The organism is Hyphobacterium vulgare (genome assembly GCF_042643335.1).
Lineage (GTDB): Bacteria > Pseudomonadota > Alphaproteobacteria > Caulobacterales > Maricaulaceae > Hyphobacterium > Hyphobacterium vulgare.
Genome location: NZ_JBHRSV010000001.1, coordinates 429,495 through 454,630 on the forward strand (window position 1 = coordinate 429,495; position 25,136 = coordinate 454,630).

Annotated in this window: 26 protein-coding genes and 3 tRNA genes; 13 read left to right on the plus strand and 16 right to left on the minus strand. The window is 65.0% G+C overall.

The window, feature by feature from the left end; genetic code table 11:
* Window positions 1-32: 32 nt before the first annotated feature.
* From ACFOOR_RS02270 to ACFOOR_RS02280, 3 genes are all read right to left on the minus strand, one after another.
* Window positions 33-419 (minus strand): hypothetical protein, encoded by a 387-nt coding sequence (locus tag ACFOOR_RS02270; RefSeq protein WP_343163811.1) that lies wholly within the window; start codon window positions 417-419, stop codon window positions 33-35.
* Between the two features lie 48 nt (window positions 420-467).
* Window positions 468-541, minus strand: a tRNA-Gly gene (locus ACFOOR_RS02275).
* A 120-nt stretch (window positions 542-661) separates the two neighbouring features.
* Window positions 662-746, minus strand: a tRNA-Tyr gene (locus ACFOOR_RS02280).
* A 141-nt stretch (window positions 747-887) separates the two neighbouring features.
* On the opposite strand from ACFOOR_RS02280, the gene ACFOOR_RS02285 reads away from it, so the two are divergent.
* On the plus strand, window positions 888-1,685 hold the full coding sequence (locus ACFOOR_RS02285) for a TrmH family RNA methyltransferase (RefSeq protein ID WP_343163812.1): 798 nt from the start codon (window positions 888-890) through the stop codon (window positions 1,683-1,685).
* On the opposite strand, the gene ACFOOR_RS02290 is transcribed toward ACFOOR_RS02285, so the two are convergent.
* A complete protein-coding gene (locus ACFOOR_RS02290; RefSeq protein ID WP_343163813.1) occupies window positions 1,682-2,650 on the minus strand; it encodes a GIN domain-containing protein in 969 nt (322 codons plus the stop codon). The two genes, ACFOOR_RS02285 and ACFOOR_RS02290, sit on opposite strands and share 4 nt — an antisense overlap.
* Window positions 2,651-2,766: 116 nt before the next feature.
* Between ACFOOR_RS02290 and ACFOOR_RS02295 the strand changes: the two genes are divergently transcribed.
* Entirely contained in the window at window positions 2,767-3,129 is a 363-nt protein-coding gene (locus ACFOOR_RS02295; RefSeq protein WP_343163814.1) for a GFA family protein, read from the plus strand.
* A 1-nt stretch (window position 3,130) separates the two neighbouring features.
* Complete coding sequence (locus tag ACFOOR_RS02300) at window positions 3,131-4,492, plus strand: sodium:solute symporter family protein (protein ID WP_343163815.1); 1,362 nt, start codon at window positions 3,131-3,133, stop codon at window positions 4,490-4,492.
* Between the two features lie 3 nt (window positions 4,493-4,495).
* Here the strand turns inward: ACFOOR_RS02300 and ACFOOR_RS02305 are convergent, their stop codons facing one another.
* From ACFOOR_RS02305 to ACFOOR_RS02315, 3 genes are all read right to left on the minus strand, one after another.
* Window positions 4,496-4,915, minus strand: a complete 420-nt coding sequence (locus ACFOOR_RS02305; RefSeq protein WP_343163816.1) for a hypothetical protein — start codon at window positions 4,913-4,915, stop codon at window positions 4,496-4,498.
* A gap of 77 nt (window positions 4,916-4,992) precedes the next feature.
* The gene (locus ACFOOR_RS02310) at window positions 4,993-6,174 is read right to left on the minus strand and encodes a DUF819 family protein (RefSeq protein ID WP_343163817.1); all 1,182 of its coding nucleotides are present in this window, start codon (window positions 6,172-6,174) and stop codon (window positions 4,993-4,995) included.
* A 58-nt stretch (window positions 6,175-6,232) separates the two neighbouring features.
* The gene (locus ACFOOR_RS02315) at window positions 6,233-6,622 is read right to left on the minus strand and encodes an avidin/streptavidin family protein (protein ID WP_343163818.1); all 390 of its coding nucleotides are present in this window, start codon (window positions 6,620-6,622) and stop codon (window positions 6,233-6,235) included.
* 324 nt (window positions 6,623-6,946) lie between these two features.
* On the opposite strand from ACFOOR_RS02315, the gene ACFOOR_RS02320 reads away from it, so the two are divergent.
* On the plus strand, window positions 6,947-7,138 hold the full coding sequence (locus tag ACFOOR_RS02320; RefSeq protein ID WP_343163819.1) for a hypothetical protein: 192 nt from the start codon (window positions 6,947-6,949) through the stop codon (window positions 7,136-7,138).
* Here ACFOOR_RS02320 and ACFOOR_RS02325 read toward each other — a convergent pair.
* Both ACFOOR_RS02325 and ACFOOR_RS02330 read right to left on the minus strand, forming a co-directional pair.
* Window positions 7,135-7,530, minus strand: coding sequence for a RidA family protein (locus ACFOOR_RS02325; protein ID WP_343163820.1), 396 nt, complete (start codon window positions 7,528-7,530; stop codon window positions 7,135-7,137). The two genes, ACFOOR_RS02320 and ACFOOR_RS02325, sit on opposite strands and share 4 nt — an antisense overlap.
* Window positions 7,527-8,867 (minus strand): M20 metallopeptidase family protein, encoded by a 1,341-nt coding sequence (locus ACFOOR_RS02330; protein ID WP_343163821.1) that lies wholly within the window; start codon window positions 8,865-8,867, stop codon window positions 7,527-7,529. The genes ACFOOR_RS02325 and ACFOOR_RS02330 overlap by 4 nt, the downstream gene beginning before the upstream one ends.
* Before the next feature lie 129 nt (window positions 8,868-8,996).
* Between ACFOOR_RS02330 and ACFOOR_RS02335 the strand changes: the two genes are divergently transcribed.
* Window positions 8,997-9,917 (plus strand): ABC transporter ATP-binding protein, encoded by a 921-nt coding sequence (locus ACFOOR_RS02335; protein WP_343163822.1) that lies wholly within the window; start codon window positions 8,997-8,999, stop codon window positions 9,915-9,917.
* Window positions 9,914-10,639, plus strand: a complete 726-nt coding sequence (locus ACFOOR_RS02340; RefSeq protein ID WP_343163823.1) for an ABC transporter permease — start codon at window positions 9,914-9,916, stop codon at window positions 10,637-10,639. Before ACFOOR_RS02335 ends, ACFOOR_RS02340 begins: the two co-directional genes overlap by 4 nt.
* A 3-nt stretch (window positions 10,640-10,642) precedes the next feature.
* On the opposite strand, the gene metG is transcribed toward ACFOOR_RS02340, so the two are convergent.
* A complete protein-coding gene (gene metG / locus ACFOOR_RS02345) occupies window positions 10,643-12,352 on the minus strand; it encodes a methionine--tRNA ligase (protein ID WP_343163824.1) in 1,710 nt (569 codons plus the stop codon).
* Between the two features lie 118 nt (window positions 12,353-12,470).
* On the opposite strand from metG, the gene ACFOOR_RS02350 reads away from it, so the two are divergent.
* The 3 genes from ACFOOR_RS02350 to ACFOOR_RS02360 all read left to right on the plus strand — a co-directional run bounded on the left by ACFOOR_RS02350 (window position 12,471) and on the right by ACFOOR_RS02360 (window position 13,729).
* Window positions 12,471-12,875, plus strand: coding sequence for a DUF1761 domain-containing protein (locus tag ACFOOR_RS02350; protein ID WP_343163825.1), 405 nt, complete (start codon window positions 12,471-12,473; stop codon window positions 12,873-12,875).
* Window positions 12,876-12,947: 72 nt separating this feature from the next.
* A tRNA-Thr gene (locus ACFOOR_RS02355) sits at window positions 12,948-13,023 on the plus strand.
* A gap of 115 nt (window positions 13,024-13,138) precedes the next feature.
* Window positions 13,139-13,729 carry a c-type cytochrome gene (locus ACFOOR_RS02360; RefSeq protein WP_343163826.1) on the plus strand — a complete coding sequence of 197 codons (591 nt, stop codon included), beginning with the start codon at window positions 13,139-13,141 and terminating at the stop codon, window positions 13,727-13,729.
* 1 nt (window position 13,730) lies between these two features.
* Here ACFOOR_RS02360 and ACFOOR_RS02365 read toward each other — a convergent pair whose 3' ends face one another.
* The 5 genes from ACFOOR_RS02365 to egtB all read right to left on the minus strand — a co-directional run bounded on the left by ACFOOR_RS02365 (window position 13,731) and on the right by egtB (window position 20,908).
* Window positions 13,731-16,853, minus strand: coding sequence for an efflux RND transporter permease subunit (locus ACFOOR_RS02365; protein WP_343163827.1), 3,123 nt, complete (start codon window positions 16,851-16,853; stop codon window positions 13,731-13,733).
* A complete protein-coding gene (locus ACFOOR_RS02370) occupies window positions 16,850-17,947 on the minus strand; it encodes an efflux RND transporter periplasmic adaptor subunit (RefSeq protein ID WP_343163828.1) in 1,098 nt (365 codons plus the stop codon). Before ACFOOR_RS02370 ends, ACFOOR_RS02365 begins: the two co-directional genes overlap by 4 nt.
* A 90-nt stretch (window positions 17,948-18,037) precedes the next feature.
* The gene (locus ACFOOR_RS02375; RefSeq protein ID WP_343163829.1) at window positions 18,038-18,781 is read right to left on the minus strand and encodes a hypothetical protein; all 744 of its coding nucleotides are present in this window, start codon (window positions 18,779-18,781) and stop codon (window positions 18,038-18,040) included.
* A gap of 20 nt (window positions 18,782-18,801) precedes the next feature.
* On the minus strand, window positions 18,802-19,569 hold the full coding sequence (locus tag ACFOOR_RS02380) for a class II aldolase/adducin family protein (RefSeq protein ID WP_343163830.1): 768 nt from the start codon (window positions 19,567-19,569) through the stop codon (window positions 18,802-18,804).
* A 73-nt stretch (window positions 19,570-19,642) separates the two neighbouring features.
* Window positions 19,643-20,908: an ergothioneine biosynthesis protein EgtB gene (gene egtB, locus ACFOOR_RS02385; protein WP_343163831.1), complete on the minus strand. Its 1,266-nt coding sequence runs from the start codon at window positions 20,906-20,908 to the stop codon at window positions 19,643-19,645.
* Window positions 20,909-21,015: 107 nt separating this feature from the next.
* Between egtB and ACFOOR_RS02390 the strand changes: the two genes are divergently transcribed.
* The 4 genes from ACFOOR_RS02390 (at window position 21,016) to ACFOOR_RS02405 (ending at window position 23,952) form a co-directional block, all read left to right on the plus strand.
* Window positions 21,016-22,062 (plus strand): DUF2336 domain-containing protein, encoded by a 1,047-nt coding sequence (locus ACFOOR_RS02390; RefSeq protein ID WP_343164143.1) that lies wholly within the window; start codon window positions 21,016-21,018, stop codon window positions 22,060-22,062.
* 26 nt (window positions 22,063-22,088) lie between these two features.
* The gene (locus tag ACFOOR_RS02395; protein WP_343163832.1) at window positions 22,089-22,871 is read left to right on the plus strand and encodes an NAD kinase; all 783 of its coding nucleotides are present in this window, start codon (window positions 22,089-22,091) and stop codon (window positions 22,869-22,871) included.
* A 75-nt stretch (window positions 22,872-22,946) separates the two neighbouring features.
* A complete protein-coding gene (locus ACFOOR_RS02400; protein ID WP_343163833.1) occupies window positions 22,947-23,414 on the plus strand; it encodes a response regulator in 468 nt (155 codons plus the stop codon).
* Window positions 23,415-23,427: 13 nt separating this feature from the next.
* On the plus strand, window positions 23,428-23,952 hold the full coding sequence (locus tag ACFOOR_RS02405; protein WP_343163834.1) for an Hpt domain-containing protein: 525 nt from the start codon (window positions 23,428-23,430) through the stop codon (window positions 23,950-23,952).
* Here the strand turns inward: ACFOOR_RS02405 and ACFOOR_RS02410 are convergent.
* Window positions 23,922-25,073: a DUF2336 domain-containing protein gene (locus tag ACFOOR_RS02410; protein WP_343163835.1), complete on the minus strand. Its 1,152-nt coding sequence runs from the start codon at window positions 25,071-25,073 to the stop codon at window positions 23,922-23,924. The two genes, ACFOOR_RS02405 and ACFOOR_RS02410, sit on opposite strands and share 31 nt — an antisense overlap.
* Between the last annotated feature and the right edge of the window lie 63 nt (window positions 25,074-25,136).

The following is a 25,136-nucleotide window of genomic DNA, read 5'->3' on the forward strand; positions in this document are numbered from 1 at the left end:
CCTGCGGCAGCAGAGACTTGCGCCTGCTCTGTCTAGCGCCGTGATGGGCTCAGGGCTCCTGCCAATGCGAGAAGCCCGATCACGCCGAAGGCATAGGGCGCCGGCGTCCTCCACAGCGCTCCGCTGCCGAACACGGCGGTGGCGAGACCGAGCAGTCCGATTCCCAGAACCAGGACTCCGGCAAAGACACCAAGGGCGCGATTTCCCGGTTTCAGGGCGGCGTAGACAAAGGCCGCCGCGCAAACCAGCAAGGCCACCGTCCCGTCATGCCAGGTAAAGTAGCTCAGCCAGACGACAACAGCGGGCAGGTCCCCCTCCGCACGCAAGGCGTCGACCACCAGCGGCCCGCCCAGCGCGACATGCATGAAGGCAACAGCAACGGTCGCAATCGCGGCAATCAGGAGAAGAAGTCTCGGCATCGGCGTCGGCCCTCGATGGGTGGCCTGCCCTGCCTATCATCCGGCAAATGGAGCGGGTAGCGGGAATCGAACCCGCATATTCAGCTTGGAAGGCTGCTGCTCTACCATTGAGCTATACCCGCAACTCTGCCTCAAGCGATACGCCGGATGCCCCGCTTCGCCAAGGCCTCGCAGGACATGCCATCGCCCGGTCTGCAATTCGGTGGCTCGCCAAGCCGAAGCTCGCGCTAGCGAGCGTAGGCTGGTGGAGGGGGCTGGATTCGAACCAGCGTAGCCTGAGGCGCCAGATTTACAGTCTGGTGGATTTAACCACTCTCCCACCCCTCCAGGGGCCACACGATGTGCGAAGCGCGTCTTATCCCCGGATAAAACCCGATTGCAACAAAAGCTCTCCGTCACGCCGCATTGCGTTGCAGTTCGCAACCCGTCATATCCGGAAGACCGTCGTGAAACGGAGCGCGGACTATAATGACGAAGAATGAGCGGCGCAACCGCCCGAAATCGCCTTATGCCAAAGGCAAGTCCGACAAGTCCGGGACCGGTGGTCCGGGCTGGCTTTGGGGCCGTCACGCCGTCCTCGCGGCGGTCGCGAATCCGCGCCGGAAAATCGAACGCCTCGTGGTCACGCGCAACGCCGCCCGCGACCTGCCCGAAGGCACTAAGCACGACATGGAGGACCCGGCGGTCATCGACCGGCTTCTGCCGCCCGGTGCCGTTCACCAGGGATTCGCGCTTCAGAGCGCCGAGCCCGACAGCGAACCGTTGCGCGCCGTCGCCGATCCGACGCATGGCCTGCTGCTCGTCCTCGACCAGGTGACCGACCCGCACAATGCTGGAGCCATCCTGCGCTCGGCCGCCGCCTTCGGCGTGCGCGCCGTCATCATGCAGGACCGCAAGTCCCCGCCCCTGTCCGGCGCGCTGGCCAAGGCCGCGGTTGGCGCCGCGGAAACGGTTTCGGTGATCCGCGTCACCAACATCGCCGACACGATCCTGGAGCTGCGCGAGGCAGGACGCTTCGCCATCGGTCTCGCGGGCGAAGCCGACGGCGATCTGCACGACCTCGTCGCGCGGCATGGCGGGCCGGGCCTCGTCATCGTCATGGGTTCGGAAGACAAGGGGCTGCGCCCGCGCGTGGCCGACAGCTGCGATGCCCTCGCCCGCATCCCGATGACCGACCGGGTGGAGAGCCTCAACGTCTCCGTGGCCGCGGCGGTCGCGCTTTACGAAGCGCACCGCGCGCGGGTCACGAAAGGCCAGGCCGACTAATTGTTGTGCTGGCGGACGCGGCCGTGCTCGCGCCAGTAATAGCTGCCGCTCGACTGTTGGACGCGGACATCGCCCGAACCGTCGATCTCGACATTCAGGTCGACCGCTTCTCCGTCGAAGCGGACATCGCCCGAACCGCCGATCTCGACATGGAAGGGCTGCGCCCGGCCCGCGCCGATCACGACATCGCCCGATCCGTCGATTCCGATATTGACGCCGCCGGCGACCGAAGCGAGCACGGTATTGCCCGAACCGTCGATATTGATCTCGGCGCCGCCGACACGGCCGGTCTCGATATCGCCCGATCCGTCAATCCCGATATCGACCGAACCGCCGATGTCGCCGGTCGTGATGTCGCCCGAACCGTCGATGCCGAGCACGGCGGACTGGCTGATCCCCAGGCTGACGAGATCACCCGACCCGTCGATCCCGAAATCCGCCATGCCGCCGACCATGCCGATACGGACATCGCCCGACCCGTCGATATCGACGCTGGCATCGCCGGCAATGTCGCCGGCGGTGAATCCGCCGCAATGATCGAAGTCGAGATCGAGCGAACCCAGATCACCCGCCTCACCGACGAAGAGCGTGCGCTCGATATGCAGGGCGAGCGAGGACGGCGCGCTGATCACCAGCGTCGGATAGTCCTCCAACGGGCGGCGTTCGCCGCGCCAGCCCTGGCGCACGGTGATGTTTCCGTTGCGCACATTGCAGTTCATGTTCCGCATCGAATGGCCGCCATCGACCCGGACCATGCCGCCGGATTCGCTGACCGCGGGGGCCTCGATGTCGGACGCGCCGCCTTCGACATTGACGAGGATCGGGCCGTTCGCTTCGCGGATCTCGATCCGGCCGATGAAGTTGCGGATGTCCAGTGCGGACGCGTCGAACGACTGGGCCGAGCCGGCCGGGGCGAGCGCCGCAGCGAGCACGAGCGCGGAGGCGGCAATCTTGAAACGCATCATGAGTGGGTCCCTTTCGTGACAGAATTGGCTACCCCTTCCGATGCGCACATTAGCTCGACTGGATGCAAAAGGACGGATTAAATCCGGGTCATTCTTCGAATTCGGGGGCGGAACCGATGGCGTATGAAGGCGGGTGCGGATGCGGCGCGGTACGTTATCGCGCGGTTGGAGATCCGAAATTCGTGGCCAATTGCCATTGCGCATCCTGCCGGCATCACACCGGCGCGGCATTCTCGACCTGGGCCGGATTCCGGGACGATCAGGTCGAATGGACCGGCGATCGCTCACTCCACGAAAGTTCGCCCGGCGTCCGCCGGGGATTTTGCGCCAAGTGCGGCACACCCCTGTCCTATCAGGGCGAGAAATGGCCCGGCGAGACCCATCTGACGCTCGGCAGCCTGGACGATCCCGCAGCACTCACGCCCAAGGGCGACGCCTTTGCGGCGGAGGCGCTGGACTGGTCGAAACCGCGCGCCTGACATGCTGATGATCGCCGCGCTCGCGGCCTATGTGGCGCTTCAGATCGGTATTTCCTGGTGGGCGGCACGGCGCACCGCCAGCGACACCGACTACCTGATTGCCGGCCGCCGGCTCGGTGTCTTCGCCGTCGGCCTGTCGGTCTTCGCGACCTGGTTCGGCGGCGAGACCGTACTCGGTTCGACCGCCACGATCGCCGAGGAAGGCCTCGCCGGCGCGCGCGCCGAGCCGTTCGGCTACGCCCTCACCCTCCTCTTCATGGCGCTGCTGATCGCCGGCCAGTTCCGCAAGCGCGGCTACATGACGCTGGCCGACTTCTTCCGCGACCGGTTCGGCGGCCGGGCCGAATTTCTCGCGGCGCTGGTCGCCATTCCGACCTCGCTGCTCTGGGCCGCCGCCCAGCTTCTGGCGATGGCCAGCCTGCTCGCCGTCGTTACCGGGTTTCCGGTCGCGGTCATGCTGGTCGCCGCAACAGCGCTGGTCATCGTCTACACCCTGCTGGGCGGCCTGCTCGGCGATGTCATCACCGACATGCTTCAGGGCAGCATCCTGCTGATCGGCCTGGTCGTGCTTCTGGTCGTGATGGTCGCGGCGCTCGGCGGACCCTCGGCCGCTCTGGCGAGCATCGACCCCGAACGCCTCCGCCTTGTCGGTCCGGGCGAAAGCTGGATCGAGCGGATCGATGTCTGGATGATCCCGGTCCTCGGCAGTCTCGTCGCGCAGGAGCCGATTGCCCGCTTCCTCGGTGCGAAATCCGCGAAAACCGCGCGCAATGGCGGACTGCTCGCGGCGGGAATCTATCTCGGCGTCGGCCTGATCCCGCTTGCCTTCGGCCTGATGGCGCCGTCCCTGCCGATCGCGCACGGCGACGGCGACCTCTTCCTGCCGACCCTGGCGCGCGAACTGCTGCCGTCTGCCCTGTTCGTGATCTTCGCTGGTGCGCTGTTCTCGGCCGTGCTGTCGACCGTGGATTCGGCCCTGCTCGCCGTCTCGGCGCTGGCCACGGAAAACCTCTATCGCCGGGCCCGGCCGCAATCGGGAGCGCGCGAACGCCTGATCGCCGCACGCACGATCACCGCCCTTGCGGGCCTGACCGCGCTGACCATTGCCCTGTCGGGCGAGAGCATTTACGGCCTCGTCGAGATCGCCTCGTCCTTCGGCAGCGCCGGAATTCTCGTCTGCGTGCTGGCCGGGCTTTACCTGCGTCTCGGCGGAGAGATCGCGGCGTTGGCCGCTCTGGTCACGGGACTTGTAACCGTCCTGCTGGCCGACTGGGTGTTTGCGATCCCCGGCGGCTTCATGCTGTCGATCGCGATGGCGGCGGCGGCCTACATGACCGCCGCCCTGATCACCCGGTCGCGCTAGGCGTTATTCGGTCGCTTCCTGGCAGGTGCAGCCATAGTCGTTGCACCCGATCGTGCCCTCGGCACAAATCGGCGCCATGGCGACGCAGTCCGAAGCACCGGCACAGGCGCAATTCCCGGAATTGCAGGTGTAATCGGCTGTGTCCGGCGGCGGCGTATTGGCCGCAAGGTTCGTCGCCGCGCCCCCCGAAGTAGCCGGAGAATGTTGACGGCGGCCGGTGGCCATGCCGGTCGCACGGCCCTCACGGACCATTGCAGCCGCTGCGGCATAGTTGCCGCTCTCCATCGCCTGCTGGAATTCGTCCGTGAAACTCGTGTCGGTCTGCACCTGCGCGCGTACCATCGCGCGTTGTTGGGCATCGGCTACTCCGACGCTCATCAAGCCGGCCATCAGCGCCGCCATCACCAGGAAAAGTCGTGTCATGATTGCCTCCCGAATTCCCCCGCGAGGCGAACATTACATCAATTTTCGGCTTCAAGCCGAAAAATCGTGCCGCCGGACTAGAGCAGCGACCAGACCTGATAGACGCCGGTCGCGACGATCGTCCCCAGCGCATAGCCGAACACGCCGACGATCACGCCGGGCGTGACGAGATCCTTCCAGCCCTTGGCCGCGGCAAGCGCCGGAGCCGTCGTCGCGCCCAGCACCGCCGCGTTCGAGGCCGTGATCAGCTCCGGCAGGGAGAAGCGGAACAGCGATCCCAGGCCGAACAGGACAATGGCGTGGACCGAAAGGAGGATGATGACCAGCGCCATCAGGATCGGCGCGGTTTCGATCAGCGAGGGAATGTCGGCCCCGGCGGCAATGGCCGCGAAGAAGACGAAGGCCAGCCCGAGGCCGAGCTCGTAGCCTCCATGCAGCTTTGCCATCGTCTTCGGAAAGGCCGTCGCCGGTATGACCGCAAGCACGGTGATGATGGCGTAGCGCCAGTTCCCGGCCTGGTTGGCCGCGTCCTCGACCCCGATCGCGCCAAGCAGATTCGCCAGTTGCGCCGTCAGGAAATCGCCCAGCGCGACAACAACCAGCGCAAAGGTGATGGTGTAGGCGAGCGTCGCAGCAGTCGCCTTGCCTCCGGCCTCGTCCTCGATCTCGCCCTGTGAATGATCCCGCATCGGGAAGCGGTTCGCCAGCCAGCGCCAGCCCGGCATGATGGCCAGCAGTCCGAGGAAAAGCGCGCTGGCGAGATTGTCGGCGGCCACCGAGGTCGAGACGAAATTCGCATCCTGGCGCAAGCCGGTGATGTCGAGCAGTGCCGCGAAATTGACCGAGCCGCCGATATAGGTCGCGGTGAACACGCCCGCGACTTCGGCGTCGCGCCCGGCGAAGTCGAGCACGCCGACCGCGACGATCGCGCCGACCACGGTCGCGAAGGCCGCGAGCATGAAGGCCAGCGTCAGCCGCCCGGTCTCGAAGAACACCTTCCTCAGGTCCGCCTTCATCAGGAAGAGCGGGATCAGGATCGGCACGAAATAGCTGAAGACGAAGCCGTAGGCCGGTGCGTCGCCGGGAATGATGTTCAGATTGGCCGCCACAATGGCAAGCAGGATGGTGACCACAGCGCCGGTCACCAACGCGCCGATGCGGGTCTTTTCCGCCAGGAAGCCCAGCGCCGCGATCACGAAAAGGCCCGCCATGGCGGCGAAATGATTCCCGGCCGGAATGAGGCTGCCGTCTCCGAACATGTCCGTCTCCCCTTGTCGTCGACGCGCAGACTAGACGGGATTCGCGTTCACGGCAGGTCTATTCCGCGTGATCGTCGATCCGCGTGAAAACGCTTTCGCCGGCGAATTCTGAAAACCCGTCCTCGCGCCAGCGCACAAGCCGCCATTCGGTGACGATCTCGCCCTCCTCGATGCGTCCGGTCCAGCCTGTGATCGAGTGGCAGGTCTCCTCCTCGGCGCGCCAGACGACGGAGAACTGGATCAGCGGATCGTAGACATCACCCACGACCCGGTATTCCACCCCGCTGCAGGGATAGCCTTCGGCATTGTTGATGTAGCGGCCGTGGAAATGCCCGTTCTCGAGCATCTCGTCGATATGCAGGATCGACCCGCCCTGATTCTCCCAGACCGAGCCGGCCGGGAAGGCTGCGGCGGTTTGCAGGGCCATCAAAAGCGTCGTCAACGTCATGATCCGTCCTCGTCCTTCATGGGGCTTGTCGCGACCGGGGTGGCTTCCGGTCAGCAGAAGTGTGTACGGAGCAGCGGGATAATTTCCGCTCGTTTTGGGGGATCACAAAATTTCCTTATTTTTGTACGGCAAGGAATTCATCCGGTTACAGGAAATGTTAGGCGTAGATATCATATGATACGCCAAACAATATCGCGTCGATGTTAGAATGAGACCATCGCCGGTGAGTTCTGGAGGCATACCGGTGACTGAGAGACAGTTCGCTTTTTCTTGAGGGAAAGAGAGAGGTCCTTGCTCCCGCCTGGAACGTCAGGAGGCGTAGCCATGACTTCACCCGAATTCGACATTCACAAGATCAAATGTCCCGACTGCGGCGCCATCAATTCGGTGATGTCGAACGCCATCGTGGTCACAACCCCGATCGATTGTTCGAAATGCCATTTGCCACTGGGGCACTGGGGCGAGGCCCGTTTGAAATACGGCACTCCGCCCAAAGGCATTCCCGAAGGCGCCTAGCCTTCCGCGACAAACGCATCTGCTTCAATCTCGACAAGAAAATCGGGCCCGATGAAGCGTGACACCTCCACCATTGTCGTCGCCGGCGGGTGATCGCGAAACACGGCACCGTGCGCCGCGCCGATCTCTTCCCAGCGGGAAATGTCGGTGACGAACATGCGGGTGCGCACGACATCCGACAATCCGGCACCCACCGATTCGAGCGCCTTGCCGATGATCTCGAAGCAACGCGCGGCCTGCGCGCCGGCATCGCCGGGCGCATGAACGCTTCCGTCGTCATTCAGAGCGACGGTGCCGGTCACCCAGACATGGGGACCGGCACGAACCGCCCGGCAATAGCCGACCTTGGCTTCCCAGGGCGCGCCCGAAAACGCTCGTCTGAAATCGCTCACTCGGCGCCGTCTCCGGTGTCACCCGCGGCGAGATAATCCATCGCCAGCACCGTCATGGCCTCGGCCGCCAGCGTGATCGAGGCTTCGGCATCCGGCGCGAAGAAGGGTGAGTGGTTGGATGGCGGTGTCTCGCCGCGCTCGCGATAGCTGTCGAGCACTTCCTGCGGTGTCCCGCCGACCCAGAACATGAAGACCGGGACGTTTTCGTCAGTCCGGTGATACCGGGCGAAGTCCTCACCGCCCATGACCGGGCTAGCTTCTCGCACGACGGTGGCGCCGAAGCGCTCGCGCAGCAGGCCGGCGGCTTCCTCGGCCAGGCCCGGCTCGTTGTAGAGCGACGGGGTATATTCCTCTTCCCAGCTCACCTCCGGCCACAGGCTTTCCGGCAGGCCATAGGATTGCGCCTGGGCATGGGCGATGCGCTCGATCCCGTTCAGAAGATGATTGCGGACCTCGTCGGAATAGGACCGCACGGTCAGTTGCATGTGCACCTGGTCAGAGATGATGTTGTGCTTCGTGCCGCCGTGAATGGCACCGACCGTGATCACCGCCGGTTCGAGCGGGGACACTTCACGCGATACCAGAGACTGCAGCGCCATGATGATCTGGGCGGAGAGATAGACCGGATCCTTCGTGGTGTGCGGATAGGCGCCGTGACCGCCGACGCCGTGAACAAGGATGTCGACCGAATCGACATTCGCCATCGCATAGCCCGGAGCGTAGTGGATCTGCCCCGATGGAACGCCGGCAAAGGTATGAAAAGACATCACGGCGTCGGGTGTCGGGAAGCGCTCATAGAGACCGTCTTCCAGCATCGCCTGGGCACCGAGGCCGATCTCTTCGGCGGGCTGCCCGATCAGCACCAGCGTTCCCGACCAGCTGTCGCGGCGGTCCATCAACTGGCGGGCCGTTCCGACCAGCGCCGTCATGTGGGTGTCGTGGGCGCAGGCGTGCATGACCGGAGAGGTCTGACCGCGCAGGTCGGTTCCCGTCACCGTCGAGGCAAAATCCAGCCCGGTCTGTTCCTCCACGGGAAGACCGTCCATGTCGGCCCGCAGCATCAATGTCGGGCCCTCGCCGTTTTCCAGCACCGCGACAATCCCGGTCTGGCCGACATTCTCGGTCACGTCATAGCCGAGCGCGCGCAATTCCCCGGCGAGGCGGGCCGCGGTCTCCACCTCCCGGAAAGACAGTTCAGGATTGGCATGGAAGTGCTGGTAGAGCGCTTCGAGATTCGCGTCATAGTCCTCGGCGATCGAGCTGCGCAGATCGTCCTGCGCGAACGCCGGAGCGGTGAAAACGAGCGCCGCACAGGCGGCGAGATAGCGGATACGCATTGGAAGGCCCCTTCCCGGTCAGACAGATTGCGGCCATTCGAAAGGAGCCGCACCCGTCCGTCAACGGGAGGGACGCTTTGTGCAACGTTCCCGGTAGGAGAAATTCCCTGAAACGCGCCTGATGTGCGCATGAATGACTGGGTGATCGAAACCGAGGGCGTCAGCCGCCGCTTTGGCAGCATACAGGCCGTTGACCGCCTCGACCTGCACGTGCCGCAAGGCGCGGTCGCGGGATTTCTTGGCCCGAACGGGGCCGGCAAGACCACGACGATCCGCATGCTGCTGGGCCTGATCCGGCCGCAGGGCGGATCGATCCGGCTCGGCGGACATGACATACATCGCGAACGCCGCAAGGCGCTGACCGGCGTCGGCTCGCTGGTCGAGACCCCGGCCCACTACCCTCACCTCACCGGCGCGGAAAATCTCGACATTGCCTGCCACATGGCCGGCCTGCCCCGGCGCGAGCGCGACCGGGTGCTCGATCTCGTGGGCCTCGGCGGCGCGGCGAAACGGCGAGTGAAGGGCTACTCGCTCGGCATGCGCCAGCGCCTCGGCCTCGCTCGCGCCCTGCTCGGCAATCCGAAACTCCTGATTCTCGACGAACCAACCAACGGACTCGACCCGTCGGGAATTCACGAGATGCGGACCCTGATCCGCGAAGCACCCGAGCGTTTCGGCGCAACCGTACTCGTGTCCAGTCACTTGCTGGGCGAGATCGAGCAGACCGCAAACCATGTCGCCTTGATGCATCGCGGCAAGCTGCTTTTCCAGGACACGATCGCGGCCCTGATGGACGCGCATCCCGGCGGGCTGACGATCCGGCTCGACCGTCCCGCCGAAGCCCTGTCCCGGATCCGCGCGACTCACGCCGATGCCCAGGAGGCCGAAGACGGCGTTCGCCTGCCCGGCCGTTTCACGCCGGCCGAGTGCGCCGCAGTCAACCGCGATCTCGTCGAGGCCGGATTCGCCGTGTCGGAACTGACCGCGGTGAAACCGTCGCTGGAATCCATCTTCCTGGAACGCACCGGCAGCACGGGAGACCTGCAATGATCGGCGTCATGCGCGCCGAGGCGCTGAAACTCAGACGTTCCCTCGCCATCATCGTGATGGGCGTCGCACCGGTCATGACCTTCATTCTGACCGTGCTGATCCAGCTTTCGGGCGAGTCGCCGGGCATCTGGGCCTTCCAGATGATGTCGACCTCGGCCATCTGGGCCTATTTCCTCCTGCCGATGACGGCGACGGGCCTCACCGCCCTCCTCGCCCAGATGGAACATGGTCCGGGTACCTGGTCGCAAATCCTCGCCACTCCGGTCCCGAAATGGCAGGTCTTCACCGGCAAGATCGTGATGGCGCTCGCCCTGATGGCGATCGTCACGGCGCTGATCTACGGCTCGATCTTCGCCTCCGGATTCATCGCCGGCTGGATCAATCCGGCCGAAGCGCTCGAAGGCAGTCCGCCCTGGTGGGACGCGGCCAAGCTGCTCGGCAAGATGTATCTCGCCTCATTCCTGCTGATTGCGGTCCAGCTCGGCGTCGCGCTGCGCTTCAACAGCTTCGCCCTGCCCGTCTCGGTCGGCATTGGCGGCACCTTCGTGGCGGTCGCCGCGACCTCGTCGGAATACGGGATCTTCTTCCCGTGGCTTCTGCCCGTGAACATGCTGGCGAGCGAGCCGGAACGCGCCGAATTCGCGCTGATGCTCGGAGGACTGGGCGGCGCAGCCCTGCTGGCGCTGATCGTGCTCTACCTGTCCAGGCGGGACTGGCACTAGCGGTCAGTCCTTCGGCGATCCCCCGAAACGCTGCGACCATTCCTCGACCTGTTCGTCGGCGATCTTCGCGAACAGGACGTCCGGCGGCGTGATCGGATGGCCCGGCGCGAACGCCGTCAGCATATCCTTGGCATCACCTTGCGGCCAATCGCGTTCGCTCGCGCCCACGGCATCGAGAATCTTCGCCGCGGCTTCGGGAATGATCGGCTGCGCCACGCGGCCCATGATCGCGGCCAGCGCGATGCCCGTGCGCACGCCCACCGCCGCCTTGTCGCGGTCGGCCTTGAAATGCGTCCACGGTTCGGCGCGGGTCAGATATTCGTTCCCGGCAGCCCAGAGCGCACGGGTTTCCGCCGCCGCCTTGCGGTAATCCATCGCCTCGTAGTGGGCGGCGATCGCCTTGAGGCGCGTATCGACCTCGCCTGCCAGCCAGTCTTCAGCCTCACCCCATTCCCCGCCTTCGGGCACGTGTCCGTCAAAGCGCGAGTTCGTGAAGCGCAGCAGACGGTTCACGAAATTGCCCAGCACGTCGGCGAGATCCTTGTTCACCGTCGACTGGAAATGCTCCCAGGTGAATTGCGTGTCGGATCCTTCCGGCGCATTCGCCGTCAGATACCAGCGCCAATAGTCGCCCGGCAGAAGGTCCAGCGCCTGGTCCATGAAGACGCCGCGCTTTTCGCTGGTCGAGAATTTCCCGCCATACCAGTTGAGCCAGTTGAACGCCTTGAGCCGATCGACCGTCTTCCAGTCCTCGCCCGATCCGAGGATGGTCGCCGGGAAGCTGACCGTGTGAAAGGCGACATTGTCCTTGCCCATGAACTGGACATAGGTGACGTCCTCCGCGCCCTGGCCGGTCTTCCACCAGCTTTCCCAGTCACCGCCATGGGCCTCGGCCCATTCCGCTGTCGCGCCGATATAGCCGATCGGCGCATCGAACCAGACATAGAAGACCTTGCTCTCGAAACCGGGACGCGGCTTGCCGTCCGCTGCGACCGGCACGCCCCATTTCAGGTCGCGCGTGATCGACCGGTCGCGCAGTCCTTCGTCGAGCCATTTATAGGCGATCGACTTGGCCAGCGACGGCCAGCCCTCGGCGGCATCGACCCAGGCGCGCAGCGTCTCCTCCATCTGCGTCTGCAGCAGGTAGAGATGCTTCGTCTCGCGCACTTCGAGATTCCGGCTGCCGGAAATCTTTGAATAGGGATCGATCAGATCGGTCGGTTCCAGCAGCCGCCCGCAATTGTCGCACTGGTCGCCGCGCGCCCGCTCGAACCCGCAATGCGGACACGTGCCCTCGACATAGCGGTCCGGCAGGAAGCGGTCGTCATCGATGGAAAAGACCTGTTCATCGCTGCGCTCCTCGATCAGCCCGTTGGCTTCCAGCACGGCGGCGAAATGCTGGGTCAGCGCATAATTCTGCGCCGAGGAGGTGCGGCCGAAATAGTCGTAGGACAGCGAGAATCCCTCGCCCGCCTTCTTCTGCACCTCGTGTTCGCGGTCGCAATAGGCCCGCACGTCCAGCCCGGCTTCCGCGGCGGCGAGTTCGGCCGGCGTGCCGTGCTCGTCGGTCGCGCAGATATAGAGCACCTCATGGCCCCTGAGGCGCAGATAGCGCGCATAGACATCCGCCGGCAGCATCGACCCGGCCAGATTGCCGAGATGCTTGACGCCGTTGATGTAGGGCAGTGCGCTCGTGATCAGGTAGCGGGCCATGATTTCTCTTCGTCCACGAATTGAGTCGGGTGTAGCCTTTCGCCTCCGGCGCGAAAGACGCCGGTGACAGGATGCGGGCGTCTCCTTACCTGCCCGCGGCTGGGGAGGGAACATTCATATGGAATTCCATGGCATCAATATCATTGCCGCGTTGCTCGCCGCGCTCGGCTTCATGGTGGTCGGCTTTCTCTGGTACGGACCACTCTTCGGCAAGACGTGGATGAAGCTGCACGGCTGGACCGAGGACGACTTCAAGGGCCAGAACATGGCCCCGGTCCTCGTCCAGGGCGTGATCAATGCGCTGATCACCGCCATCGGCATGGCGCTGGTCTTTCACTGGACCAGCGTCGATTCGATTCTTGACGCGCTGCACATCGCCTTCGTCCTGTGGATCGCCTTCTCCGCGACCACACAGGCGCTGGCCTTCATCTACGAACGCCAGAAGCTGGGCCTCACGCTGATCCATTTCGGCAATCAGCTCGTCGGCTTCCTGCTCGCCGCCGTCATCCTGGCGCTGTTCTAGACCGCATGCCGGAGGCGCTTGCCGCTTGCGGGCGGCAGCGCCTTCGGTCTATTCCGCCAGCCTGACACCGGGGCCGGCTTAGCTCAGCTGGTAGAGCAGCGGTTTTGTAAACCGAAGGTCGGGGGTTCAAGTCCCTCAGCCGGCACCAGGTCCGTATTCGGTCCCCATGGGGACGGGTGTTTCCTGCGACATCCAAGCCTCTGGCGCGTCTCCGGGAAACTTTTATGGTCTGCGGCGATTACCGGGACCAGGGAGACTCCGTCATGCGTCACATTCTGCTTCTTTCCGCCGCCGCCCTTGTGATCGCCGCCTGCGGCGGGTCGGGTGACAGCGAACCGGACGCGTCGAACGCGCCCGCGCCTGCGCAGCAGTCCGCACCGATCGAGGAGCCGGCCGCGGCGGTGGATGACGCAGCAATGACCGAAACACCGACCGAGGAGGCGCCGTCCGCGACCGAAGAGGCCATCGAGGCGGCGGCCGACGAAGCCGAGACCGACATGACGGCAGCGCTCGCCGCCCTGCCCGCCCCCTACAACGAAGCGGACCTCGCCAATGGCAACCGCCAGTTCCGCCGCTGCGCCTCGTGCCATACGATCGCCGAAGGCGCGCGCAACCTGGTCGGCCCGAACCTGCACGGCCTGTTCTCGCGCAATGCCGGCGAGGTCGAAGGCTTCAGCTATTCCGCCGCGGTTCGCGACTCCGGCATCGACTGGTCGCCGGAACACCTCGACAGCTGGCTGCAGGACCCGCGCGGCTACATTCCGGGCAACCGGATGAGCTTCGTCGGCCTGCGCGAAGCCAACGACCGCCGCGACGTCATTGCCTATCTGATGATCGAGACGGCCGCCGAATAGCCTATTCGGCGGGCATGTCGGCAGCACCCACCTGCTGGTCCGACTGCTTCTCGAGCTGTTTCGCCACCCAGTTCGGCGTCTTCGTGTAACGCCCGAGGACGCCGTACACGGCCGGCACGATGAACAGGGTGAACAGCGTCGCGACCAGCACGCCGGTGAAGATCACCACGCCGATCGTCGCCCGGCTTTCCGCGCCTGCTCCGCTGGCCAGCATCAGCGGCAGCGCCCCGATCGCCGTCGAAATACCGGTCATCAGGATCGGGCGCAGGCGGGTTTCTGCCGCGTTGATCGTCGCCTCGGCAAGCTCCTGACCTTCGTCGCGCAGCTGGTTCGCGAACTCCACGATCAGGATGCCGTTCTTGGCGGCGAGGCCGATCAGGACGACCAGACCGATCTGGCTGTAGATATTCAGCGACGAGCCGGCCATGTAGAGGCCGAACAGGCCGCCGGCGATGGCCAGCGGAACGGTCAGCATGATGACGAAGGGCTGGATCAGGCTCTCGAACTGTGCCGCCAGCACCAGGAAGACGATCAGCAGCGCCATGGCGAAGGCGAACAGAGCGGCCTGGTTGGCGTCGAGGAATTCGCGCGCATTGCCGAGGAAGCTGGTCTGGACATTCGCCGGCAGATTGTCACTGGCATAGTCCTCGAACCATTCCACGGCCTCGCCCAGCGTATAGCCTTCCTCCAGCGTGGCGGAAATCGTGACGGAGCGCAGCCGGTTCACACGCGGACGCTCTGAGGGTTCGCCCGCTTCGCGCAGATTCACCAGGTTTGACAACGGGATCAGCTCGCCGGAGGAGGAGCGGACGTAGAGCGTTTCCAGATCGCTGCGGTCGGAACGCGCCTCCCGGCGGTTTTGCAGGATGATGTCGTAGTTTTCGCCCCGGTCGACGAAGAAGCCGACCCGGCGCGAGCCGAGATGCGATTCCAGCGTCCGGCCGATTGCCGCGACCGACACGCCGAGATCGGCAGCGCGCTCCCGGTCGATATCGACGAGCACACGCGGCGCCGTCGGCTCATAGTCGCTCGACATGCGCAAGAGGTTGGGATTGGACTCGCGTGCCGCGGCGATAATGTCATCCGCCCACGCGGCCAGTTCCTCATAATCCCCGCCGCCAAGCACGAATTCGATGTCCGAATTGCCGCCGCCGCCGCCCAGCGCGGACCGCATCGAGGCGAAGGCGCGCACGCCGGTAAGCTGGCCCAGCCGGCCATTCAGCTCGCCGACGATCGCCTGGCCGTCGCGCTCGCGCTCGTCCCACGGCGCCAGCGATGCGAACATGATACCGGTCGAATAGCCGCCACCGCCCCAGCCTGGCACCCGGATCATGGCGCGCGTGATTTCACCGCTCTCGACATAGTCGAGCAGGATGTCCTCGATCTCGCCGGCCTCTTCGGCGGTGTAGTCGAATCCCGCCCCCTCCGGACCGGAAAAGAAGGCGAAGAAGGCGCCGCGGTCCTCGGTCGGAACCAGCTCGCCCGGAATCTTGGTCAGGAAGAAGCCTGACCCCGCGATGGCCACGAGCAGGATCGGCACCACTGTCCAGGGCCGGCTCATCACGATACCCAATGAATTGCGGTAGGACCGCCGCATCGACTGAACCGCATCATCGGTCCATTTGGCGATCCCCCGCGTCTTGGTCGCCGGAACGACCAGCTTGGAGGCCATCATCGGCGACAGCGTGAGGGCGACGAAGCTGGACAGGATCACGGCGCCGGAGACGGTGATCGCCAATTCCACGAAGATCCGCCCGATCAGTCCGGGCAGGAAGATCAACGGCACAAAGACGGCAACAACCACGGCGGTCGTGGCGATCACGGCAAAGAAAACCTGCCGTCCGCCGAGCAGCGCCGCAAGCTGGCGCGGTTCGCCCAGGTCGGCGCGGCGCTGGATGTTCTCCAGCACAACAATGGAATCGTCGACCACCAGACCAATGGACAGCACCAGTGCGAGCAGGGTCAGCGTGTTGATGGAAAATCCGAAGGCGGCGAGAATGCCGAACGTGCCGATCAGGCAGACCGGCACGACCAGTGCCGGGATCAGCGCGGCGCGGAAGGATCCCAGAAACAGATAGATCACCGCGATCACGAGCAGGGCGGCGACGATCAGCGTACGCCACACCTCGGCGATCGATTCCTCGATGAAGACGGTGGAATCGAAGGCCGAAACCATCGACATGCCCTCGGGCAAACCCGGTGTCAGCGCTTCGACTTCGCCCCGGACAGCAGCCGCTACGGCGATGTCGTTGGCCTGGCTCTGCCGGATGATCCCGATCCCGACCTGGGTCACGCCATTGCCCCGGAACAGCGACCGGGTCTCCGCGGCCGTCAGCTCGACATCGGCGACCTCGCCAAGGCGGATCACATGTCCCTGGCTGGACGATCCGATCGGCAGCCGGCGGAAATCCTCGGGTGACGTGTAGCTGCGTTCCACGCGCACGGTCAGATCGACTTCCGCGGCCTCCAGAGACCCGCCGGGCAGCTCGACATTCTGCGCGCGCAGCGCACTCTCGATGTCTTCGACGGTCAGGCCGCGCGCGGCAAGCTGCTGCGGGTCCAGCCAGACACGGATGGCATAGCGGCGGTCACCGCCGATCATTACCTGCGATACCCCGTCCAGCACGGAGAAGCGGTCGACAATGTAGCGCTGCGCGTAGTCGGTCAGTTCTTCAACCGACATCCGCTCGGAGGCGAGGCTGTACCAGATGATCGGGCGCGCGTCGGCGTCCTGCTTGCGCACCCGCGGAGGGTCAATTTCGAGCGGCAGGCGGCCCTGCGCGCGGGACACGGCGTCGCGTACGTCGTTGGCGGCCGCCTCGATGTCGCGGTCGAGCGTGAACGTCACGTCGATGTCGGCTTCCCCGTCCTGGCTCGACGAGGTGATCAGCTCGACCCCCTCGATGCCGGACAGCTGGTCCTCGATCACCTGCGTCACGCGGTTCTCGACCACTTCGGCATTGGCCCCGGGATATTGCACATCGACCGATACGACGGGCCGGTCGACATCGGGCAGTTCGCGAAGCGGCAGATTGCGGTAGCCCAGAAGGCCGAACACGACGATCAGCGCACTGACCACGCCCGCGAGGACCGGGCGTTTGACGGCGACATCGGAAAGCGTCATGGCGCAGTTCCCACGGCGGTGGCGCCCGTGGAGTGCCACTGGCGCGTGACCTGAACCGGTGCACCGGGGCGCAAGCGGTGCGTGCCTTCCGACACGACACGTTCACCGGGCTGCAGGCCGGATACGACCTCGATCATCGCGCCAGAACGGACGCCGAGATCGACGTTTCGCGCCTCGATCACCGGATTGTCGCCGGTCGGCACGACATAGACGAAGGCCTGCTCGTTACGCCGCATGACTGCGGTTTCCGGAATCGCGGGCCGCTCGCGCACATCGCGGCGCACCTCGATTGTCAGCAACATGCCCGGCAGAAGACGGCCATCGGAATTGTCGATTTCGGCGCGCACGGTCACGGCACGCGTCACCGGATCGACGCGCGAGTCCACATTGGTGATTTCGCCGTCGAACGTCTCGCCCTGAAAGGCATCGGACCGGGCCACGATGACCTGACCGGCCGACACGACCGACAGGAAACGTTCCGGCACGGTGAAGTCGAGCTTGATCCGCGAGACATCGTCGAGTGTCGCGATGATGTCCCCGGGGCCCACCAGTTCGCCGGCCGACACATTCCTCAGTCCGACAACCCCGTCGAAGGGCGCACGGATGATCCGGTTGGCCAGGCGCGCCTCGACCGCGCGCACACGTGCCGTCGCCCGGTCGAGCGCCGCCTGGGTTTCCTGAACGCGCTGCGTCGGCGCGATACCGCGTTCGGCCAGGTCCCGGAAACGCTCCTGTTCCTGTCGGGCCTCGCGCTCGGTCGCGCGTGCTTCGTTCAGCGCCGCGTATTCCTCGCCACCGGCCTGTTCGACGAGGATCTGCCCCGCCGTGACGCGGTCGCCCGATTCAAATGCGATGCGCCCGATGATTTCGCTGACCTGAGCGGAGATCGTGACCTGTTCGTTCGCGCGCGCGGTCCCGATCGCCTCGATCGTGTCGGCAAAGGTCGCCGTCGTGACGTCGGCCACTTCCACGGGCTGCACCCCGCCCCCGGCAAAGGCCTGTTCGGGCTCACGCAACAATTCGCGTACGGCGACCGCGCCCGCCATCAAGGCGAATACGGCCACAGCAACGATGAGGAATGCAGCTTTGCGCATCACAGAATTCTACCCTTCGCGTTGGCGCAGCATTTAGACCCCGCGTCCCGTTCGGCAAAGTCATTTCAGGAACAAGTGCATTTCCGGTGCTCAGAACCGGCGCCACCACGACACAAGGACCGCCTCTTCGGCAATGGCATTGCGGCCCGCCGGGGTCGCGATCAGTCCCGCCTGCAACGTGCCGGTCTCGAACTCCCACGCTGCGGAAACCTGCAGCTTGTGTTGGGCGAAGTCGCGCCGCCCCGGGACGATGTCGCCCGTGCTCCAGGTCGAGAAGGATTGCGCCATGAGCAATAATTGCGGACGCGGCCGCCATCCGGCCGTCAGGTCCAGCCGGACCTCGTCGGGATCGGGCGTTTCGCGCCAGCGATATGCCAGTTGTGCGTCCAGAAAGCCGTTCCGGCTCGCGGAATAGCCGGCGAGCATGCGCAGTTCGCCGCCCGGCCCGCCCTCGCCCAGCGGAAGGTCGGCGATATTCTCCGCCTCGCCCGGCAGAAGGACGACGCCCTGCACCGAGAGGACGGCACCACCGCGCCGCAGGGCCGCATAGCGCAAACCCGCCTCGCTCGATGCGAAGCCGCTTGCGCTGTCGACCAGCCCGGCATCGATCCGTGTCACGTCCTGCCAGGCTACCCGGCCGACCAGGGTGAAGCGGCCGGTCAGCCCGTACTCGAAGAAAACGGCGCTTTCGAGCTTCCGGTAATCGCCGCCATCACGGCGGTCGGAGGCGTCGTCATACCAGGATGTCGCCCGGTCCAGCAGCGCAGTCGTGATGATCAGGCCTTCGCCCTTGTCGAGCGGCCACGCCCCGGCCAGGGCCGGGGCGCTGCTCAACAGTGCCGCACACAATGCAGCTAGGTATCGAAGCCCGGAGACTCGCGGCGGACCCGGTCGAGCAGGGCTGCCCAGGCAATCTCGAGGAAGAATTCGTTGAGAATGCCTTCCTCGCCCTGCTTGAACACACGATCCTGCATCGCCTTGTCCCAATGGATCAGCTCCGCGCCGCCCGATTGAGCCATTGTCTGTATCTTGCACGCACGTTCAAGTAGATAAATTCGCAGATACGCCTGGAACGGGTGCGCGCCGACCGACAGCGTGCCGTGATTGCGCAGGATCATCAGGTGCTTGTCACCCATATCCTTCACGATCCGGGGCTTCTCGTCCTCGACCAGGGCGAGGCCTTCATAGTCGTGATAGGCCACGTCGCTCATGATGTTCATCGCGAGTTGCGAGATCGGCAGCACGCCGTCCTTCTGTGCAGCGACGGCCACGCCCGCATCGGTATGAAGGTGCATGGCCACCGTCATGTCGGGCCGCGCCGCATGGATGGTCGAGTGGATGGTGAAGCCGGCCGGATTGATGCCGTAGCGTGACGGCGGCAGAACATTGCCCTTGAGATCGACCTTCACGAGGTTCGAGGCGGTCACGTCCTCGTACAGAAGTCCGAACGGATTGAGCAGGAAATGCTCCTCGGGACCAGGCACGCGCATCGAGATATGGGTAAAGAACAGATCATCCCAACCGTGCATGCGCACGAGACGGTAGAGCGCCGCGAGATCGCAGCGCGTCTTCCATTCCTCCTCCGTGACGAGGGATTTCACCGAAGCCTGTTGATCGTCCATCACCGTCTCCCCGGAGCATCGCGTTTATTGAACGCTGTTCACCGCGCAGGATTGCGCAACTCGGCGCCGCCCGTCAAACGTCGCGCGCCAGTCTGAGCCCGGAAAACTGCCACTGCGCGTGGGGCGGAAAGAAGTTGCGGTAGCTGGACCGCACATGGCCTTCCGGCGTGGCACAACTGCCTCCCCGCAGGACATACTGGCCGCACATGAACTTGCCATTGTATTCCCCGACCACGCCCTCCGGCGCACGGAAGCCCGGATAGGGCGCGTAGTCCGACCGGGTCCATTCCCAGACCCCCCCGAACATCTGGCGCAGCCCCTCTCCCCCAACGCCCGCCGGTTGTGCCGACACGCCGGGCTGAAGAAAGCGTCCCTCCAGCCCTGCCCGCACGGCGGCATGTTCCCATTCCGCTTCGGTCGGCAGCCGGTAACCGGTCCATTCGGCAAAGGCGTTCGCTTCGTAGAAGTCGAGATGGCAGACCGGAGCGTCGGGATCGAGCGGCACTGCACCATGCAGGGTGAACTCGAACCATTCGCCGTCTGCCTCACGCCAGTAGAGCGGCGCGCGGCGACCGTCCTGCTGGATTCGGGCCCACCCGTCGGACAGCCACAGCGTGGCTGTCTCATAACCGCCCTCACAGATGAATTCCGCGTACTCCCGGTTGGTGACCGGGTGATCGGCCAGGCCGAACGGGTCCAGCCAGATCCTGTGGCGTGGCCCCTCATTGTCGAAGGCGAAGCCGGAACCGGCATGACCGATCTCGTTCAGCCCGCCTTCGAAGTCGACGAACGCCGCCGGCGCGATCCCGCGCGGCGGCACAGCGGGCGCCGCATAGGCGGCAGGTGCGAAGGGGTGACGCGACAGGACATGCTTGATGTCGGTGACCAGCAATTCCTGATGTTGCTGCTCGTGAGCGATGCCGAGCTCGATGATCCCGGTCGTGTGGGAAAGCGCCGCGTCGCTGGCCGACGCAAGGAAGTCCGCGACCGCCGCATCGACATGCCGCCGGTAAGCGCCGATCTCGTCGCAGGACGGGCGGGTCAGGAAGCCCCGCTCGGGTCTGGGATGCCGTTCCCCGACCTGCTCGTAATAGGAATTGAACAGGTAGCAGAAGCGGTCGTTGAACGGGCGATAGTCCGGCTGGTTCGGACCCAGCAGAAAGGTTTCCCAGAACCAGGTCGTATGCGCCCGGTGCCACTTGGTCGGGCTGACGTCCGGCATGGTCTGGACACACTGGTCTTCGGCGCTCAGCGGCGCCGACAGGGCCTCGGTGGCGTGCCGGGTCTGTTCGAAGGCGCTCAGCAGTGCCGTGCGTGCGTCGTTGAAATCTTTCGCCATTCTTCCCGTCCAGCTATCGCGTTAATCAGTGGGAAACCATAAGGATTCACGAATGATTCGTGCGTTTCGGCACGAGAGGGTTCATTCGGGGGTCTGTCGTGAGCGGCATGATGAGCGCGCTGTCCAGTCTGGCTCGGGTCAAGGATCCGGCAAGCCGTGCGCAACTCGCATTGGGTGTGACCGACATCTGCGCTGCCTCTCCGCTGTCACGCCGCGCCGAACCGATTGCCGACGAACTCCTGCTCTCGCTCGCCCGAAAGGCCGAACATCGCGTTCGCATGGCAATGGCCGCACGCCTCGCCGACTGCGCCTGGGCGCCCCATGAAGTGGTTCGTTTTCTCGCTTTCGATGCTCCTGCCATCGCCGAACCCATCATTGCACGTTCGGTCCGGCTGACGGAAGGCGACCTCGTCCGGCTCTCCGACGAGGGCACCCGCGACCACCGGGTGTTGATTGCGGGTCGGCCGAACATTTCGATCGCCATCACCTCGGCGTTGGCGCGGCACTCCGAGATCATCGTCATGCGTGCCCTGGCCGCCAATACAACCGCCTCCCTGTCTGAACTGGCCTGCGAAACGCTGGCGGCCTGCGCCCGCAATGACGGCATACTCGCCCGCACCCTCAGTGCGCGCCCCGACCTGCCCGAAATCCTGGCCGGCGAGATCGCCATACACATCGCCGACGCCTACCAGGACACGCTCATCGATACGTTCGGACCCGGCACCCAACTCGATAACGCAGCCCGACAGGAGACGGTTTCTTCGGCCCTTGCAGACGATGATGACACGCTCGCGCGCAAGCTGGTCGAGAAACTCGAAGCCGCCGGAACGCTGAACGGCACCTTCGCCCTGCGCGCGCTGACCGAAGGCAATGACGCCCTATTCGACTATGCGATCGCGTCGCTGTGCACGATCTCCGCGACGCAGTGGCGCAAGGCGCTCGCCGCCGGCAGTGTTCGCGCCGCAGCGCTTGCCTGCCGCTCAGCCCGGATTGACCGCAGCGTCTTCCCGACCATTTTGCGCGGACTGCAAAGGTCCGGCCGCATTCAAAGCGAGCTCGGCGAAGACGCGATGACAGGTGCGGCCAAAGTCTTTGCCAACTATACGGTTGGCAGCGCACACGACGCCTTGCGCCGGCTCGCCGACAGCGTTTGAATGACGGCCTGTCAACGGCGGCCGCAATGACCTCCTCCCCCGAAACGACACTCAAGCTGACCTTCATCGCCAGCCCGCGCCCGGCCGCGCAGGCGGCCTGCGAGGCGCTCACCGCGCGTTACGGTCAGACCGGTCTCGACGAGGCCGACATGATCGTCGCCCTCGGCGGCGACGGCACGATGCTCGACGCCCTGCACCTCTCGATGAAGCGCAGCCTGCCGGTCTTCGGGATGAATTTCGGCTCGGTCGGCTTCCTGATGAACGACTTCGCCGAAGACGATCTTCAGTCGCGCCTGCGGGCGGCGGAACCGGCGCATATTCATCCGCTGAAAGCGCGCGGCGAACGCATTGACGGACACAGCTTCGAAGCGCTTGCCATCAATGAGGTTTCGCTTCTTCGCGAGAAGCGCCACACGGCGAAAATCCGTATCTCGGTCGATGGCCGCGTTCGCCTGGAGGAATTGGCCGCCGATGGCGTGATGGTCGCCACCCCGGCGGGATCGACGGCGTACAACGCCTCGGCCCATGGACCGATCCTGCCGCTGAGTTCCAGCGTCCTGGCCCTGACCCCGATCAGCGCCTTCCGTCCCCGGCGCTGGCGCGGCGCTCTGATCGGCAATGATAGCCGGGTCCGCTTCGATGTGATCGACCCCGAACTGCGGCCGGTCTCCGCCGTGGCCGACTCCCGCGAGTTCCGCGAGATTGCCTGGGTCGAGATCGAAACTGACCGGGATCACACGCTGACCATGCTTTTCGATCCCGGCCGGCCGCTCGGCGAACGCATCCTGATCGAGCAATTCCAGACCTGACTCCGGTTTAGCCGCCCGTTAAGCATCCTCGAATATGGTCCCGGCAAGAAGATCGAGAAACTGCTGGGGTGCACCGTGGGCAATCTTCAGTCTGATACGTGCGACATGCTGCGCGACCGCAAGATCATGCTGGTCGACGACAGCGCCGCCCTGCGCGGCGCATTGCGTTCCATCCTCTCCGCGCTCGGAGCCGAACGGCTGACCGAAGCAGGCGATGCGGGCGAAGCGCTCGGCGCCCTGTCATGCGAAGGCATCGACCTCCTCATCACCGACTGGAAGATGGAACCGCTCGACGGGCTGGCGCTCGTGCGTGCGATCCGCGCCGGCAAGTCGGCCGCGGCGCGCGACATTCCGATCGTGATGCTGACGTCCTACACCGACGCCCGCTACGAAGCCGAGGCGATGCAGGCCGGCGTGACCTGCTTCATGCCGAAACCCTTCACTGCACGATCGCTGCTGGAAAGCCTGACCACAGTCCTGGCCGGCGAGAATGCCGCCTCCGAACAATCCCCGGCCGACCTGGCCATGACCGCCGAAGCCTGAGCGGAGAGACCTGATGAAACGCGAACAACCGATCGAAGTCATTACGCCGCCGAACATGCTCCGCGTGAAGGTAGGCGGCCGCGTCGGTCCGATCGACGAGGCGGCGATCGCGCGTGCCGAAGCGGCGCTGGAAGACATGAAGGACGACTTCAAGCTCTGGCTCGAGGACGAAGTCACGAAACTTGAAAAGGCCGCCCGGCGCGTCATGGCCGAAGGCGTTGACGGTGAAGCCGGCGAAGCACTGTTCGGGTGCGCGCATGACTTGCGCGGCCTCGGAACGACCTATGACTACCCGATCATCACGCGCATGGCCGCATCGCTGTGCCGGATGATCGAAACCGAAGACAAGCGGGCGCAGGCCCCTGCCGCGCTCGCCTTGGCGCATGCGCACGGCATCCGCGCCGCCCTGCGTCAGGGCATCAAGTCCGACACCGACAAGGTCGGTGCCATGCTGATCCACGAACTGGAATCACAGGTCTCGGATTTCGTGATGCCCTGGGAGCCGGATCAGCCTGCGAGACGCGCCGCGGCGGGCTGAACCCCGATCTGGTCTTCATCGAGCCGCGCGAGGATGTATTCCACATCCTCGTCCGGCACGCCCTGAAACCGCGTGAAAGCCCGCTCGGCAAGGATTTTCCTGAACCGAACGCGTCCTTCCGGGCTGTCTTCCATTTCGATCGAATGCAATGTGTCGATCGCCGCCCGGATCGCCGGGAAGAGCCGTGCCGGCAGACCCGTGCGGTCGAAGATCGCCTTCATGCCAAGCGGCCCGGCATCATGGATCAACAGCCACGCCTTGGCGTGGGGCACGCTGCCAAGTTCGGCGAAGGCATGCTCGACGAAGCTGATATGACCGCGGAAGGCGGCGCGCAGGATCAGCGACGGCGTCAGCCGCCCATTCATCTGCAATTGCTGGACGAAATGGCGCATGTCGGGCGCGATGCCGGCCTGGTCGACGAGGTCGACCGTCGCGCGCTCCCGTGTCGCCTCAGCCAGTTCCACGGCCAGCTGCGGCGGCAAGGCATGACGCTTGACCAGCCGCTCGAGCGCTTCGTCACTGACGCGGGAAATCAGCTTTTCGGTGAAAGCCAGCGGCAGCGCAGAGCGCGACACGAAGGAATCCATGACGATTTTCGACTCGCAGAAGCGCGCGAACGCCTTCTCGTAGGACTCGTCACCGAATTGCGCCCCGTCATTGGCTGCCGTGATCGACACGGCCCGCTCTGTGCCGAATTCGACGATCGCACCGACGACTTCGGCAGAAACGGACTGGCGCGCGCCGATGGCGGCCTGCTTGGCCTCTCCCTGTGACTGGATGATCTCGACCAGTTCGGCGTCGCTGAAAACCGGGCTGCCGGCCAGGACGGGAACGGCGATGGAATCGATGTCCGCCGCCAGCTTTATCGCCACCGACTTGGGCAGATTCGGCGACGAGCGTAGCGTCACCGCCAGCGCGCGGCGCACGAGCACAACGGCGTCCTGGGCGATCATCTCGATGATCGAATTGGCGGCAATGCGCTCTTCCTCGGTCAGGTCCGGAGCATCGACGCGCTGACATATCTTCCGCGCCGCCATCGCCCGCTCTTCGGGGCTCTCGCCCTTCACCAGACGGCGAATATCGTCTTGGGTCAGATTGGCGCGCATTGTGACGAGGCTCATCGAGGCGCTCCCGGATCGAATCAATTGCCGGGTTAACTCTCGGCCCGCGGCCTTTAACGAAGC